The 15,929-nt window shown below is 33.2% G+C and carries 12 protein-coding genes and 1 riboswitch; of the genes, 11 read left to right on the forward strand and 1 reads right to left on the reverse strand.

Translation table 11 applies throughout. The features are described from left to right. The first annotated feature begins 100 nt into the window (after positions 1-100). The 8 genes from MY04_RS08930 to MY04_RS08965 all read left to right on the forward strand — a co-directional run bounded on the left by MY04_RS08930 (position 101) and on the right by MY04_RS08965 (position 10,073). Positions 101-1,033 (forward strand): hypothetical protein, encoded by a 933-nt coding sequence (locus tag MY04_RS08930; protein WP_066208782.1) that lies wholly within the window; start codon positions 101-103, stop codon positions 1,031-1,033. 109 nt (positions 1,034-1,142) lie between these two features. Then, complete coding sequence (locus MY04_RS08935; protein WP_066208786.1) at positions 1,143-1,538, forward strand: FtsL-like putative cell division protein; 396 nt, start codon at positions 1,143-1,145, stop codon at positions 1,536-1,538. A gap of 10 nt (positions 1,539-1,548) precedes the next feature. Continuing rightward, complete coding sequence (locus MY04_RS08940; protein ID WP_066208788.1) at positions 1,549-3,648, forward strand: penicillin-binding protein; 2,100 nt, start codon at positions 1,549-1,551, stop codon at positions 3,646-3,648. A 9-nt stretch (positions 3,649-3,657) separates the two neighbouring features. Continuing rightward, entirely contained in the window at positions 3,658-5,121 is a 1,464-nt protein-coding gene (locus MY04_RS08945; RefSeq protein ID WP_236941107.1) for a UDP-N-acetylmuramoyl-L-alanyl-D-glutamate--2,6-diaminopimelate ligase, read from the forward strand. Positions 5,122-5,148: 27 nt separating this feature from the next. Continuing rightward, positions 5,149-6,360: a phospho-N-acetylmuramoyl-pentapeptide-transferase gene (gene mraY / locus MY04_RS08950; protein WP_066208790.1), complete on the forward strand. Its 1,212-nt coding sequence runs from the start codon at positions 5,149-5,151 to the stop codon at positions 6,358-6,360. Positions 6,361-6,365: 5 nt separating this feature from the next. Then, positions 6,366-7,670 carry a UDP-N-acetylmuramoyl-L-alanine--D-glutamate ligase gene (gene murD / locus MY04_RS08955; protein WP_066208792.1) on the forward strand — a complete coding sequence of 435 codons (1,305 nt, stop codon included), beginning with the start codon at positions 6,366-6,368 and terminating at the stop codon, positions 7,668-7,670. A 7-nt stretch (positions 7,671-7,677) separates the two neighbouring features. Beyond that, positions 7,678-8,871, forward strand: a complete 1,194-nt coding sequence (locus MY04_RS08960) for an FtsW/RodA/SpoVE family cell cycle protein (protein WP_066208794.1) — start codon at positions 7,678-7,680, stop codon at positions 8,869-8,871. Between the two features lie 305 nt (positions 8,872-9,176). Next, positions 9,177-10,073: a GAF domain-containing protein gene (locus MY04_RS08965; RefSeq protein ID WP_066208795.1), complete on the forward strand. Its 897-nt coding sequence runs from the start codon at positions 9,177-9,179 to the stop codon at positions 10,071-10,073. Here the strand turns inward: MY04_RS08965 and MY04_RS08970 are convergent. Further along, on the reverse strand, positions 10,065-10,277 hold the full coding sequence (locus MY04_RS08970; protein ID WP_066208796.1) for a hypothetical protein: 213 nt from the start codon (positions 10,275-10,277) through the stop codon (positions 10,065-10,067). The two genes, MY04_RS08965 and MY04_RS08970, sit on opposite strands and share 9 nt — an antisense overlap. A 52-nt stretch (positions 10,278-10,329) precedes the next feature. After that, a riboswitch (SAM-I-IV-variant riboswitch) is annotated at positions 10,330-10,423 on the reverse strand. A 177-nt stretch (positions 10,424-10,600) separates the two neighbouring features. On the opposite strand from MY04_RS08970, the gene MY04_RS08975 reads away from it, so the two are divergent. The 3 genes from MY04_RS08975 (at position 10,601) to MY04_RS08985 (ending at position 15,696) form a co-directional block, all read left to right on the forward strand. After that, positions 10,601-11,719 (forward strand): cytochrome-c peroxidase, encoded by a 1,119-nt coding sequence (locus tag MY04_RS08975; RefSeq protein ID WP_066208798.1) that lies wholly within the window; start codon positions 10,601-10,603, stop codon positions 11,717-11,719. Positions 11,720-11,903: 184 nt separating this feature from the next. Beyond that, on the forward strand, positions 11,904-12,479 hold the full coding sequence (locus tag MY04_RS08980) for a PhnA domain-containing protein (protein ID WP_066208800.1): 576 nt from the start codon (positions 11,904-11,906) through the stop codon (positions 12,477-12,479). Positions 12,480-13,254: 775 nt separating this feature from the next. Beyond that, positions 13,255-15,696, forward strand: a complete 2,442-nt coding sequence (locus MY04_RS08985) for a muramidase family protein (protein WP_066208802.1) — start codon at positions 13,255-13,257, stop codon at positions 15,694-15,696. Positions 15,697-15,929: the final 233 nt, after the last annotated feature.

Consider the following 15,929-nt stretch of genomic DNA (forward strand, 5'->3'; position numbering starts at 1 on the left):
ATAATTCCTTTTTCGTATTATAAATACCAAAAATTAGAATAAACTTAAAAAAATCAAACCTTTAGTGTTTTTAGTGTGGTTTTTGCAATTGTAGTAAACTATGAATAGCGCATCTTTTTTTAGTTCTATAAGTAGCAGACGTAAAATTGTAATCGGATTAGTCATCACCCTATTAACACTAAACCTTGTTCAGTTATTTTTAAGATCAGGTGATGAAAAACGTTTAAATGATAGAGTTCAAAGTAAAAACATTGAACTTGTTTTAACGTACGCAAAATTAGATTCAATATCTACTGAATTAAATAAACAGATTCAAATCCTCACTTTATTGAATGAAGATGTCACTTCCTTGGAGAATGTAAGAGACAGTCTTGAAAGAGAAAAAAAAGAGCTTCGTTCAACTCAATTAATGCAAGAAAAAAGATATCATACTATTAAATCTAAAGTGGGGGTTTATGAGAATTTATTACGCCAAAAAGATGAGCATATTTCATATATGAAAAAGGCGAATGACTCATTAAAAATGGTTAATTCGAGTTTGGTGAAGGAAAGTTCAGATCTAAAAAACAAAATTGATGTACTTGAAAACCATCAAGGTGAATTAGAAAAGGAATTAGATGAAGCTAAAAAATTAAATGCTTTTGATTTTAACTGCTATGCCGTTGATCAAAAAGGGAAACAAATCATTGGTGATTCTTTCGACGCGAATAAAATCTCAGCAATAAGTATCGATTTTAAATTAGCTAAAAATGTATTACTCCCATCAGAACAAAAAACAGTTTATTTATGTCTTGTTGACCCTGATGGTGCGACCATATACAATGCGACTGAAGAATCAAAATATTTCACGTTAGCAGACACCAAAGAAAATCTATTTTTTACTACAAAAACCAATTATAACTTTGATAGTAATTTAGGTGCTAATGTTTCGATTTCATATCAAAATAATAGTTTTTTAAACAAAGGAAATTATAAGGCTTTAGTCTATACTGGAGGTTATCTATTAGGAGAAACTAAATTTACGATTCATTAATTCATTTTTTTCTTAAAAAATTCCATTTTTTCCTACAACTTAGATAAATTAAGGAAGAATTTTAGCAAATTCGTTTTCAATTTTTTTAGGATCCACTATTAACCTTTAGATGAGAGCCAATACTTATAAAACTGTTGAGGAAGAATCCCCAAAAAAGAAACGTACATCACCCTTAAATAGTTGGAATAGAAAGTTCCTGAAATGGAAGTTTATTTCCCAAGACGAAGAGGAGGAAAATAGTCAGTACATACAAAAAATTATTTTTGTAACTATTCTTGGTATTCTATATATCGCAAACAGTTTTCAGGCCGAAAAATCTCATCTAAGAATTAATAAACTTGAAAAATCTGTCGAAAAATTAAGAGTAGAATACAGTACCCTTAAATATGATTTCATTAACGAAAGTAAGAGAAGTCAAATTGAAAAAAAGGCAGAAGCTATGGGTTTAGTACCCCTAGAAACAGCTCCTATTGTTATAAGTGTTCCTAAATTAGAAGATCAGTAAATAGAAAATAATGGGAATAAGAACTTCCATACTTTTAAGAGTTAGAATCGCATTTCTTTTTATCGTTATGATTGCTGCTGCAATTGTTGTGAGGATTTCTGATCTGCAATTCATGGAAAAAGAAAAATGGGAAAAAGCAGGTAAGGCGAATCGTGTTAAAGTAAGAAGAGTCGATGCTACCCGTGGAAATATATTAGCAGATGATGGTTCATTGTTAGCGACATCAATACCTTTTTATAAATTAGCATTTGATCCCTTTGTCTCTCCGGATAGTGTTTTTGATAAAGGTATTGATTCATTGGCTTATAATTTATCTATCTACTTTAAAGAAAGATCAAAAAGTTATTACGATAGCCTTTTAAGAACATCTCGAAAAAAGAAAAGACGATATCTGATTTTAAGTCAGAAACAAATCAAACATCAAGACAAAAAGATTATAGAGCAATGGCCTATTTTTAGAGAAGGACGTCATCGTGGAGGGGTTATCTTTGATAAAGTCGAGAAAAGATTCAAACCATTTAATGATTTAGGTAGAAGAACAATTGGTTTTATTAGAAAAGATGAAGAAGCCAAATTCACTGGTCGTGGATTAGAATTTTCATTCAATGCCGATTTAGCTGGTAAAGATGGAGAAGCTTTGTTTCAAAGAGTTTCTGGTAACCAATGGAAGCCACTTGATAATGGTGCACAAATAAGAGCCAAAAATGGTTTTGATATTCAGACGACACTAAATATGGAGTTTGAGGAACATGCGCATAAAGTTTTAGAGGAAGCACTTATTAAACATGACGCCAATTTTGGTACTGTTCTTTTGATGGAAGTACAGACTGGACAAATTAAAGCCATTGTCAATTTAGGTCGCACAAAAGAAGGTAAGTATGTTGAGGATTACAACTACGCAATCCAAGGTGCTATGGAGCCTGGATCTACATTTAAAGGTGCTTCAATGCTTGCGGTACTAGAAGAATCGGATATTAATATCACAGATTCAGTAAATACAGGTGAAGGAAAGTATCAATTTTATGATGAGTGTGTCATGACGGATGCTCACGCTTATGGTTTTGGTATGCTATCTGTAGAAGAAGTTATCGAAAAATCCTCTAATATTGGTATCTCAAAATTGGTTTTCAAACACTTTCGAGAAAACCCAGAACGCTTCTTTAGATATTTAGATAAATACAATCTAACTTCAACGATTGGCTTCCAAATGGAAGGCGAAGCCCACCCAAACATCAGCCGTCCAGGTGACCCAAGCTGGAGTGGATGTTCATTACCTTGGATTTCTATTGGTTATGAAGTTGAAGTTTCTCCACTTCAAATACTTAACTTTTACAATGCCATTGCAAATGATGGCAAAATGATCGAGCCTTATATCGTAAAAAGAATTTTACAAGGTAACGAGATCATTGATGAATATGACACGAAAGTGATTAAGAAAAGTATTGGTAGCGAACGATCCGTAAAAGCACTCCAAGGAATGCTTCGTAAAGTAGTGAAAAGTGGTACCGCTAAAAAAATCAACAATACCGATTTTAATATATCTGGAAAAACAGGCACAACACAAAAGCTTAAAGGTGGCCGATATACTAAAAACTACTTTACTTCTTTTGTTGGCTACTTCCCTTCAGAAGCACCTAGGTACACTATGATTGTGGCCATAGATGAGCCAAAAGGAAATCAAAAATATGGCGGTGATGTCTGTGCCCCTGTATTTAGAGATATTGCTGAGGTAGTTTACAATAGAACGACCGAAAGAAATATCAACTATGTAACGAACGAAAACGAAACTGCTTTTCCTTTTATTAAAGCAGGTAATTATAAAGATTTATTACTTCTTTCAGATGCTTTTGACATTCAACAAATCTCTAAAAACACTAGCAATTGGGTGAGAACTCAGGTGCATGGAGATACCATTGCATGGGTGAATGCAAAAGTAAATAAAGGACTTATGCCAGATGTTAGAGGAATGACTTTGAGAGATGCTATTTACCTAGTGGAGACCGAAGGGGCGACAGTTACATTCTCTGGCACAGGTAGAGTTTCTACTCAGTCTATTTCTCCTGGTGGAAGAATAAATAGTAGAACGAAAGTTCATCTAAAACTTTTATAAGCGATACAAGTGAGTAAAATAAGAAATATACAAACCCTTTTAAAAGGTATTGAATTTGAACTCATAAAAGGAGATTTAAATCAATTAGTATCCGATGTACAAATAGACTCACGTCAACTTACAGCTGACAGTGCTTTTATTGCCATTAAAGGCACACAGATGGATGCACATAAATTTATTCCAAAGGCCATTGAATTAGGTGCTAAAACCATCATTTTAGAAGATGAACCTTCTGATCTTATTGATGGCGTATCTTATATCCAAGTCAACAATACGTCTCAAGTTGCTGGATTAATAGCTTCTAATTTTTATGATAATCCTTCTGATAATATCAAGGTAATAGCTATCACTGGAACAAATGGAAAAACAACAGTGGTTACACTTCTTCAGAACCTATTTATAAAATTAGGGTATAATACTGGAGCATTGACAACCATTGAAAATAAAATCAATAATGAAGTAATCCCTACTAAACTTACCACGCCAGACCCTGTCACTTTACAACGTCTATTGGCAGAGATGGTGAAAAAGAACTGTAGCTATTGCTTCATGGAAGCAAGTTCACATGCGATTGTCCAAGGACGTTTAAGTGGAATTAACCTTACAGGTGCTATTTTTTCAAATATCAGTCATGACCATTTGGATTATCATGGCACGATGAAAGAATATATCAATGCTAAAAAACGATTGTTTGATACTTTACCAAAAAATGCGTTTGCTTTGGTAAATGTGGATGACAAGCGTGGTCCCGTGATGCTTCAAAACTGCAAAGGCAAGCATGTAACTTTTGGTTTGCATACTATGGCAAATTACAAGGGTAAATTAATTGACAATACCTTTGAGGGGATTCAAATGGACATTAATGGACAAGAAGCCTGGTTCCAACTTATTGGGTCTTTCAACGCCTATAATATCCTTACGGCTTATGCTACTGCAATTTGTCTTGACGAAGAACCTATGGAAACATTACAATGTTTATCCGAGTTACGACCTGCTCGCGGTAGATTCGAACAGTTGGTTTCTAAAAAGAATGTCAGAGGAATTATTGATTATGCACATACTCCAGATGCTTTAGAAAATGTCTTAGAAACTATCAAAGACATAAAAGAAGATGGTGAAAATATAATCACAGTAGTAGGTTGTGGGGGTGATCGCGATAAAAGTAAAAGGCCTGTAATGGCTAAAACTGCCGCTATGTTAAGCGAAAAAGTTATTTTAACTTCAGACAATCCAAGAACAGAGGATCCAGAAGTTATTTTAGAAGAAATGATGGATGGTATCTCTCCTACTCAAGAGAGAAGAACTCAAGTGATTTTAGATCGAAAAGAAGCTATTCTTAAAGCAGTAGAAATGGCCGAACCTCGTGATATTATTCTTCTAGCTGGAAAAGGGCACGAGACCTATCAAGAAATTGATGGTGTCCGTCATCATTTTGATGATAAAGAAGAACTTTTTAAAGCATTTCACTCATAACAATAAGAATTTCAATAAAATATTAATATGCTCTACCATTTATTTAATTACTTAGACAAGCATTACGATTTAGCAGGAGCCGGACTCTTTCAATACATTACGTTTAGAGCCATGCTTACCACTATATTTTCTGTATTATTCATTGCCTTCTTTGGAAAGAGAATTATACATTTCTTACAAAAAATGCAGATGGGTGAGATTGTCAGGAATTTAGGTCTAGCTGGACAAATGGAAAAAACAGGTACACCAACTATGGGTGGTGTAATTATTATTGGTGCTATTGTTTTTCCTGTACTTTTGTTTGCTAATCTTCAAAATGTCTATATACAATTACTATTAACTACGTTATTGTGGACAGGGGCTATTGGCTTTATCGATGATTATCTAAAAAGAGTAAAGAAAAACAAAGATGGGCTTTCTGGTAAATTTAAAATTTTAGGTCAGGTGGGTTTAGGTCTTTTAGTAGGATTAACCTTAGTAAGTAACGAGGATGTTATGGTACGAAAATTCTCTAAAGGTATTAAGAGCAAACCTGTTTCGGAATTAGTTAAAGGACAAGATTATGAAGATATCAGATCTTTAGAAACAACTATCCCGTTTCTTAAAGACAATGAGATTAATTATTCAGAAATTCTACCTAATCAAACTGCTTCAAATGTTTTATACATCATTCTAGTGATTTTCATAATCACAGCAGTTTCAAACGGCACTAATATTACTGATGGCCTAGATGGATTGGCTGCGGGTACTTCCGCCATAGTCGCCACCGTGCTCGCCATATTCGCCTACCTTTCTGGTAACATTATCTTCTCCAATTATCTTAATATCATGTATATCCCACAATCTGGTGAGATCGCTATTTTCGCCACTGCATTGGTAGGTGCATGTATTGGATTCTTATGGTATAACGCTTACCCTGCCCAAGTTTTTATGGGAGATACAGGTAGTTTAGCTTTAGGAGGTGTCATCGCTAGTTTGGCGATTGTTCTACGTAAAGAATTGATGCTCCCTCTTCTTTGTGGAGTATTCTTGGTGGAAAATTTATCAGTAATGATTCAAGTATTTTATTTTAAATACACTAAGAAAAAATATGGTGAGGGTCGACGTGTCTTTTTAATGGCACCGTTGCATCACCACTATCAAAAGAAAGAAATACCTGAGCCTAAAATTGTTACTCGCTTCTGGATTGTAAGTATTCTATTAGCGATCTCTACAATATTAACTCTAAAAATCAGATAATTTTAATGAAAGATAAGTTGTTGGTACTTGGTGCCGGTGAAAGTGGAATTGGAGCTGCACTACTCGCATTATCAAAAGGTTTTGATGTTTTTGTTTCTGATTTTGGAAAAATTTCTGAAGAACAAAAAAAAACACTTAAAACTCATTCAATTCCATTCGAAGAAGGGTCTCATGATAAAGCACCAAGGAATCCTAAAATTGTGGTAAAATCCCCAGGCATTCCTGATACTGTTCCTATCATAAAAGAGTTGAAGGCGAATAATGCAAAAATCTATTCTGAAATTGAGTTTGCCTATCAATATACAGATGCCAAGATTATTGCAATTACAGGTACAAATGGAAAAACAACTACCACAAAACTTATCTATCATTTATTAAAGGAAAGTGGTTTTAATGTTGGTTTAGCTGGAAATATTGGAATTAGTTTCGCCAAAGAAGTTCTAGAGAACGACTATGATTGGTATGTATTAGAAATTAGTAGTTTCCAATTGGATGATATCGAAACTTTCGCTCCCGATATTTCTTTAATTCTTAACATTACTCCCGATCATTTAGATCGTTATAATTTTGATATCAATCAATATGCTGATTCTAAATTCAGAATTATTGAAAATATGTCGATGAAAGGTAGTTTTATCTACAGTGAAGACGATCAGAATATCAAAAAACATCTAAGTAAGAGAAATATAAAGCCTTGGGCCATCGGTTTTGATCACACATTCTTTGAACAAGGAAAATTAACTATTCCATTTAAAGGAGATAGTTATTCCTTTAATCATTTACCTCTAAAGGGGCCACATAACGAATGGAACATGAGTGCTGCAATTCTAGCTGCACTATCTGCTGGAGTTTCTCCTGAAGATATTCAAGATGCATTACCATCTTTTGTTGGAGAACCTCACCGATTGCAATTTGTCAAAGAAGTCAATCATATTAAATATATCAATGATTCCAAGGCTACAAATGTAGAAGCCGCATTCTTTGCGTTACAATCTTTTGATACGCCTATTGTTTGGATTGCAGGTGGTACTGATAAAGGCAATGATTACAGTATGTTACACGATGCAGTCGAAAGAAGAGTGAAATCTATTATATGTTTAGGAACTGATAATAGTAAATTATTGGCTGCTTTTGGAGATCAAAAAGTAATGATTGAAACCCAAAGTATGGAAGAAGCAATATCGCTAGCAACAAATGCTGCAGATACTGGAGAGGTAGTTTTATTATCTCCTGCTTGTGCAAGTTTCGACCTATTTAAGAATTACATGGATAGAGGGGATCATTTTATTGAGGCCGTTCAGAAATTATAAATAATGCATGGAAAAGCTATTAAATAGATTAGAGGGAGACCGTATCATATGGGGTGTAATGATCACATTATCGATGTTTTCGATATTGATTGTTTACAGTGCTACCGGGTCTTTAGCCTATATGCAAGCAGGTGGTGATAATGAGCATTACTTATTACGTCATTCTACCCTTGTCATTGTTGGTATCATTGGTGCTTACGTTTGTCATAAAATAGATTATATTTACTATTCTAGATTATCAAGATATGCACTTTTACTATCAATCCCATTACTGTTATTTACTTGGTTCTTTGGATCGGAAATAAACAGTGCTTCTCGTTGGATCGAAATCCCTTTTATCAATTTTACTTTTCAGCCTTCTGATTTAGCAAGGCTTGCACTAATCGCCAATATGGCTTCCATGCTTTGGAAAAGACAAAGAGATATTGGAGAATTTAATAAAGCAATTGTCCCTCTATTAGTATGGACAGGTATAATTTGTGGATTAATAGGTGTTTCTGATATCTCTACAGCCTCTTTGTTATTCCTCACTATTATGCTTCAGTTATTTATCGGGCGTGTTCCCGTTAAATACTTATTTATGTTGATAGCGATTGGTTGCCTTGCGGCCTTGTTTGTTTACCAATTTGGTCAAAGAGGTGGTACTGCAGTTTCTCGTTTATCTTCTTTTATGAGTGAAACTGAAATACCTTATCAGGCAGAACAATCTTATATCGCAATTTCAACTGGTGGAATTTCAGGTAAAGGTATTGGAGAAAGTACTCAAAGAAACTTCCTACCTCACTCTTATTCTGATTTTGTTTTTGCCATTGTGGTAGAAGAATATGGTTTAATTGGGGCTTTAGTAATTATAGGACTTTACATTACCCTACTTTACCGGGGAATGGCAATTGTCGCTACTAGTCAAAAAGCATTTGGTGGTTTATTGGCAGCTGGTCTTACCTTTAGTTTAATACTCCAGGCATTTGTACATATGGGCGTGGTCACAGGATTGCTTCCATTAACTGGTTTACCTTTACCATTAGTAAGTATGGGTGGTACCTCTTTATTGTTTACAGGTATGACCATAGGTATTATTCTAAGTGTGAGTAAATCTACACAAGAAGATTCTGAAGAAATCAGATTAAAAAGAACCGAGAGATCCAAAAAGCGTAAAGGATATGATGGTATTAATCGTCCTAAAAACGTTAGAATGAATTAAGTTTAATATAATCTTACATCAATTACTTGTTGTAATTAAAATATACATTCCACAACGACAATTTGATAAATGCATCAGATTGTCGTTTTTTTATTACTATAAGTCAAGTATAAAATTGGATCAATACCATTCACTACTTGTTTATATAAACCACATATCAAAAGATAGATCAAATGGTACGTAGTTTTTAATCGATAACTCACATCACGAATTAGGAGACAAGAAACTTAAAGAGATATATTGAGTGTTGTTCTGATACTTTCCCGTTAAACCTGATATCTTTTTTATTTGTAATTACACTTCACATGACCCTCAATACGACTACTACTATAAAAGACCATTTATATGGTTTAAGAGAGTGCATTATCGATCAATTAAAAAATAACATAAAAGGTGAATTAGAAATTCTTCATCAAACTATACATGAACTATGTAAAATTACAAGTTCAACTTATGGATTTATAGGTTTGATTGATCAAGACTTGGAAAAACTCAATTACTCCAACTTGATAGAATGTACCTCATTTCAAAATAATATACCGATGCTTGGTAATGGCCCTTTAAATACTTCCTCAATAGCAGTAAAGTATTTGAAATTGGCTCATGGTAAACAACTCCCCTTTTTTAGTTATGATGAAGATAAGTACAGAACACAAGCAAGCTGGTTCTCATTTTTATTAATCCCTATATTTCATCAAAACCAACAAATTGGATTAATTGGTTTATGTGATAAGAGAGAAGGATATTCAAAAAACCTATTGCGATCTATCAATTTATGTTCAACTGCGATCTATCATGTTATGCTTCAACAAATAGAAAAAGTAGATATGATGAAAGCTTTTGACCTAACCCCTCCATCAAGATTTTTTTGCGATAAAACCATTTACGATATCATGTCTACCATAGATGAAAATGGTACAATTGTACTCTCTAACATTATGTGGAATGAATGTTTTGGTTGTAAGAAGAATCAAATCCTTCAAATGATTATGCATCAAGACCATCATTTGTTTTTCAAATTAATGGAAGATGCACAACGCTCTGGCTTTACAGAAAGTGCTATTGTTCGAATGATAAAAAACAATAAGATTCTATACCTAAATATGCGTGTCATTAATCTTAGGAAGCAAAATCAAATTCAGATCATTGCTCAAGATGTCTCAGAAAGATATACCAAGAAAGCTAAAATAAAATTACTCTAATTCTGATTTAATTCTTTCTAATAATGAGTTTCCATAAAGTTTTGGTAAAGAATGATCAGATCGACCTCTTAACCCCATCAATTTTTCGGCTTGTAACATAGTTAGGTTTCTGTATTTTACTTCTTCTGAAGTCGATACAAATTGATTGCTTAGTACTTGATAGCACTCTTTTAATGTTAATTGAAACGGTTCTTTACTTGCCATAATTTTAAATTATAGTGTTATAAAATTCAACGAACATCAAGAAATAAGGGAGGTGATTTAGTTTTTTTGTCTAGAAATCGACCACATCATTTTTACCACCGTGGCTACTTTGCTCGGTTGGTACCTAAAGGTTCTTGATGATTATTGTGCAAGATTAAAATGATAATTCTTTAATTCCAAATCATTAAACTTGATTAACAAAAACATTTCATTTTTTTTAAAGTTGATGATTTAAGACACTACTCCCTCACAAAAAAATAATAAACTTTAAGTCTCCTTTTTATTTCAACACTGATTACCTAACTTAAAGTATTCTAAATAACATGAAACTTAATCTTTACATAGTACCCTTATTCTTATCAATTCTTTTTTCATGCTGTGAAAATCCAACTATTGATGATGAAAATAATCAACCTTATCCCCTAGAGTTGCCTTCACATTTTGGAAGAAATTTTGTATTACCAGAAAACAACCCAACCACTACAAAAGGCGTGGAATTGGGTCGAATGCTATTTTACGATACACAACTTTCCAGAGATCATTCTACTTCTTGTGGAACATGTCATCAACAATCCTTATCATTTACAGATGGAAAAGCTTTAGCCGAAGGTATTCATGGTCGTGTAGGTGAATTTAGTAGTATGGCTATTGTGAATGCTATGTGGCAAGGAAAATTTTTCTGGGACGGAAGGTCTGGTAGTTTAGAAGATCAAGCTTTAGGCCCTATCGAAAATGTGCTAGAGATGGACATGACTTTGGATGAAGTAGTTGAGCGTTTACAATCAGACCCTAAATATCCTCCGATTTTTGAGAAAGCTTTTGGCAGCGGAGTCATTACTGAAGAAAATATTGGCAAAGCAATTGCTCAATTCGAACGTACTTTAATTTCAAGTAATTCTAAATACGATCAGTACTTAAAAGGAAGTTACATTCCTACCGAAGAAGAGTTATTAGGTATTCAATTGTTCTTTACTCATCCAGAACCAAGTATAAACCTAAGAGGTGGAAATTGTGGTGATTGTCATTTAAATATTCTAACCTCAGGTGACTTTAAAGGGTTTAGAGGGTTCCATAATAATGGTTTGGATGACGATGATAATTTAAAAGAGGGCCTTTCTGATGTAACAGGGTCTGAGTTTGATAAAGGAAAATTTAAGGCACCGAGTTTAAGAAATATAGCTGTTACTGCACCGTATATGCATGATGGCAGATTCAATACACTTGAAGAAGTTTTAGAGCATTATAATGAACATGTAAAGGATAGTAAAACTTTAGATGCCCTAATTAGAGAAGGGAGCAATGAACCTATTTTTCCTGGTGATCCCGTAAAATTGCATTTAACAGAAAAAGAGAAAAAAGCTATCCTCACATTTTTAAATATGCTTACTGATGAGGATTTCTTAACCAACCCAGCTTTCTCAGATCCTTTTATTAACGAATAATCCATCTAAATAATCGTTTACAAAAAGTACAATTTGATATAAAATTCTGCATTTTTGTTATGTATCACTTAAATAAGGAAATGATTTTCTCTTTTTAAGTGAGCTGATAACTTAAGTTCAACAATGATATTGAATTTTAAAGTTTCGATCTGTCATTAATATTTCCACATTATCAATTATACCAATGAGTTTAGAAAGAGATTTACAGAAAAGAAGTAACGGAGTATGTGAATTATGTGCTTCAGAAGAAAATGTTTCCCCTTTTTTAGTAGAACCAAAATCTTCTAAAGATATTGAAGACCATGCTAATTTATGTCAGCATTGTCAAGATCAAATTCTTGATAAATCTAAAATGGATGCAAACCATTGGAGATGTCTAAATGATAGTATGTGGAATGAAAATCCTGCGGTTCAGGTATTGGCTTGGAGAATGTTGCAACGTTTAAAATCTGAAGGATGGCCACAAGACCTTCTAGATATGCTTTACCTTGATGAAGAAACATTGAAATGGGCAGAAGCAACTGGAGAGGGTGTAGATGATGAAGATAAAGTAATCCATAGAGATGCAAATGGAGCAATTTTAGAAAATGGTGATTCTGTTGTTCTAGTAAAAGATTTAGTAGTTAAAGGAGCGAATTTTACAGCTAAGAGAGGAACTGCGGTTCGAAATATATCTCTGGTACACGACAACCCGGAACATATCGAAGGTCGTGTGAATGGACAACATATTGTTATTTTAACAAAATTCGTAAAAAAATAATAGTATTCTATCGTCTTCATATAATTTGACGAAGATATACAAACAATGAGAGCGTTTATATTTCGGTATAATCGCTCTCTTTTTTTCTGTATTTGAATTGTTGTAGAAGTTTGTTCAAAAAATATCCAACAAACTTCAATTATTTATATAGATACTTGAAATAGTTACAATTCTCTTTTTATGAATAAGTAATTCTAGAAATAGTACAATTTTTGTCAATGAATTTTCTCCAAAATCAAGTGGTTATTAACATATTATCTCTAAAACATAGCTTCTTTAGTTCATTCAAATTAACTATTTACAAATATTTGTAACTATTTATTCAAACTCTCGTTACTAATACCATAACCGAAACAATTACTAACTACTAAAACCTACCTTATTTTAACTAACTATTAATAACTAAGTCGCTATAGAAACAATAATTTTTTAAAGCAAAAAAAAATATTAAACCACGTTTAGTGGGCGTATAGTGACTCCCTTTTTTCTACCCCATCTACTAACATAATATTATATATTTACCTTAAACGTGGGCACTAAAGTGTCCACGTACTTTACCCCCATTATCATCAATAAAAATATTATTTGTTGCTTTATACGGTAGAAGAACCCATATAAATTTTATTTGGGGACTTTAAAAACCTTAAATTTTAGGGACATTTATGTCCTAAATCAAAACACAGTAGAAAGATAAACCTATTCTCTATGGAGGATAGGTTTTATTTTTTTAAATTGTACTACAAAGTGATTTGCACATCGTTTAAATTATCCAAAAATGAGTTATGCTGTCCAACCCGGCGATACGTTATATAGTATCGCAAGAGCACACAATTTATCTACAAATCAATTATTAAGTCTTAATAATTGGAGTACACCTCCAACTCTACAAATTGGTCAAAATATTATTGTCAATAATACTATTGAGAATAGTTCAAATGAGGATATCATCCATATTGTAGCACAGGGTGACTCTTTATATTCCATCGCAAAAAAATACAATGTTGGACCTGCGGATATTATTGAAGAAAATGATTTAGATCCGAATAATGGAATTTACATTGGTCAAGAACTTTACATACCAGAATTAGAAAGTGATGAAGAAAAAAATATTGTTTCATCCACTTCATCAAATATTCAAAAGCATATCGTTTTAAAAGGAGATTCACTCTACAGTATATCAAGAAAATATAATGTTACTCCTCAACAACTGTTAGAAAAAAATCAGATGCAGCCCAATAGTCCAATCTATATTGGTCAGATCTTATTTATTCCAACATCAGATAGTAATGGTTCTGAAATAGTCTCAGAACAGAAAGAAACTACAATAAAGAAGAAAACACCACCAGAAGTATATACTGTTCTTCAAGGAGATACTTTATATCAGATATCTCAAAAATTTGGGATCAGCCCTCAAAAAATATTAGAATTAAATGGGTTTGATTCTAGTCAGCCTATTTATGTTGGGCAACAACTCAAGGTAAAAAACAATGGTAAAGCGAAGGTGATTCCTCCTCCTAAAAAGCAACCTTCCTCTTCTCAAAAGTCACATACTGTATCAAGTGGTGAGTCTTTGTATGCTATTGGACGAAAATATGATTTATCTCCAGCAGAGATTTTGTCAGCTAATAATATGTCAATTGGTGCTACTATTTATGTTGGACAGGTACTCACTATTCCTAGTCCTCAATTAAATGTAAAACCAAAAGTAACACCTACTACTAAAGAGGAAGTAAATGTGTACACCGTACAATCGGGTGATTTTCTATCTAAGATTGCAAAGAAATATAATATCACACCACAAGAATTAGTGGCGGCCAATCATATTCCAAAAGGTAGGATTTATGTTGGACAGAAGTTATTTATACCAACATCAAAAAATAATTCTTCACCACAAAATAATTCTGTGAAACAAGCACAAGGAAATAGTATCTATCAGTTATCAAAAATTGATGGGCAACAACTGTTTTCAAAAGGACTTTATAGCAGAATTGGCACAAATTATTCTATACACCCAACAGATCTTGACAATGTGCAAAAAAGACTTGTTCAATTGGGTATTTTACATGGTCAACACAATGAAAGCCCAAGGAATGTAGGAGGCAACACTAATAACATTTCAGGCCAAAGAGTGCCTAAGACTATGGCAGCAATTCGTAAACTTCAAGATCGCTATCGCTTGAATTGGTGGGTGGGTTCGCCAAGTAGAACTGAAATGTTAGATACGGATAAATATACTTATGGAGAAATCGTTCCTAACGATGTTACCTTTAAGTTCTTAAAAGAATATACTCAATATACTTTATCATTCCCTCACCCAATAACTGGACAAACTCAAACTGCTGAGTTTAGTAATTTTGTCTATAGCGGGTATAATCAATTTTATAATGGGGTTGGATATTTAGGAAAATCCCTTCCTAATGAGGTTCCTTTATCCGTTTTTAAAGAAGCTGGGTTATCTCCTATCTTAGCTGAGGCGATGAAAGTAGTTTCTAGTCATGAAGGAAACTTTGATGCCATCAATAGTTATGATAAAGCTTTCTTTTCTTACGGATTTATTCAATTTGCGGGAGGAGGCAGAGGACTTGCTCCATTAATTGCAAGAATGAAGGTTACAGAACCTGCTCTGTTTGGAAGTATCTTCCAAAATGCTGGAATTGATGTGGAATACACTACCAGAAATAACGATATTCATCAAGGAGAACTGATTATTAACTTCCCTGGGAAAGGTACTTTAAAAGGGATAGATGCCGAAAAAGAATTGAGAAATCATCATCAAATGTATGGTCCGTTTATTAGAGCAGCTTTCCATCCAAAATTGATAAAAGCACAAATTATTCAAGCTGTAAAAGCTTATGCAACTCCAGCATTAGGTATCAAACTGAGTATCAATACAGGACAGTTCAATCAAAGTAATATTCCAATTACAGATATTATTAATTCGCCAATGGGACTTGGTTTTGCAATTGATATGACTGTAAATAAATGGATTGTAAAAACTGGAGAAATGTTTAACAATGCTATTAGTAGCCTTTGTAAACAAAAAGGTTGGCATCAGTTACATCAGATTTCTATGATAGATGAGAGAGAGGTACTGCAAGAAATTGTCAGACAAGAAGGTGGAGCCGATAAACGTGTATCAGATAGAGGTAACAGCATGTTAAAAAGTTCGCTCAGCTATTCTAAAGATCCTCAAAAAGGTAAAGGTCTTTTGGCTTAAAAATAAATTCGCATTATCAAATGGACGTTGTATTTCAATGTCCATTTTTTTTGATTAATGAATTCGAAATCAGTTGACCTTAACTCTTTTTGTAATACTTTTTAATTCATCCATTCGTTTTATCACTCTATGAACTAACGTTAATCAACGATAATTTTTCATATATATTAAAAAAATTACATTTGATACTGTTATTTTCAACTCATTATGAAAACATTAAAAATGTAGTGTCG

The organism is Flammeovirga sp. MY04, assembly GCF_001682195.2.
Classification (GTDB): domain Bacteria; phylum Bacteroidota; class Bacteroidia; order Cytophagales; family Flammeovirgaceae; genus Flammeovirga; species Flammeovirga yaeyamensis.

What these genes read in the sequence shown, in the direction of transcription:
- MY04_RS08930 (WP_066208782.1), top strand. Translation starts at nt 101, where the DNA reads ATGAATAGCGCATCTTTTTTTAGTTCTATAAGTAGCAGACGTAAAATT.
- MY04_RS08935 (WP_066208786.1), top strand. Translation starts at nt 1,143, where the DNA reads ATGAGAGCCAATACTTATAAAACTGTTGAGGAAGAATCCCCAAAAAAG.
- MY04_RS08940 (WP_066208788.1), top strand. Translation starts at nt 1,549, where the DNA reads ATGGGAATAAGAACTTCCATACTTTTAAGAGTTAGAATCGCATTTCTT.
- mraY (WP_066208790.1), top strand. Translation starts at nt 5,149, where the DNA reads ATGCTCTACCATTTATTTAATTACTTAGACAAGCATTACGATTTAGCA.
- murD (WP_066208792.1), top strand. Translation starts at nt 6,366, where the DNA reads ATGAAAGATAAGTTGTTGGTACTTGGTGCCGGTGAAAGTGGAATTGGA.
- MY04_RS08960 (WP_066208794.1), top strand. Translation starts at nt 7,678, where the DNA reads ATGGAAAAGCTATTAAATAGATTAGAGGGAGACCGTATCATATGGGGT.
- MY04_RS08965 (WP_066208795.1), top strand. Translation starts at nt 9,177, where the DNA reads ATGACCCTCAATACGACTACTACTATAAAAGACCATTTATATGGTTTA.
- MY04_RS08970 (WP_066208796.1), bottom strand. Translation starts at nt 10,277, where the DNA reads ATGGCAAGTAAAGAACCGTTTCAATTAACATTAAAAGAGTGCTATCAA.
- MY04_RS08975 (WP_066208798.1), top strand. Translation starts at nt 10,601, where the DNA reads ATGAAACTTAATCTTTACATAGTACCCTTATTCTTATCAATTCTTTTT.
- MY04_RS08980 (WP_066208800.1), top strand. Translation starts at nt 11,904, where the DNA reads ATGAGTTTAGAAAGAGATTTACAGAAAAGAAGTAACGGAGTATGTGAA.
- MY04_RS08985 (WP_066208802.1), top strand. Translation starts at nt 13,255, where the DNA reads ATGAGTTATGCTGTCCAACCCGGCGATACGTTATATAGTATCGCAAGA.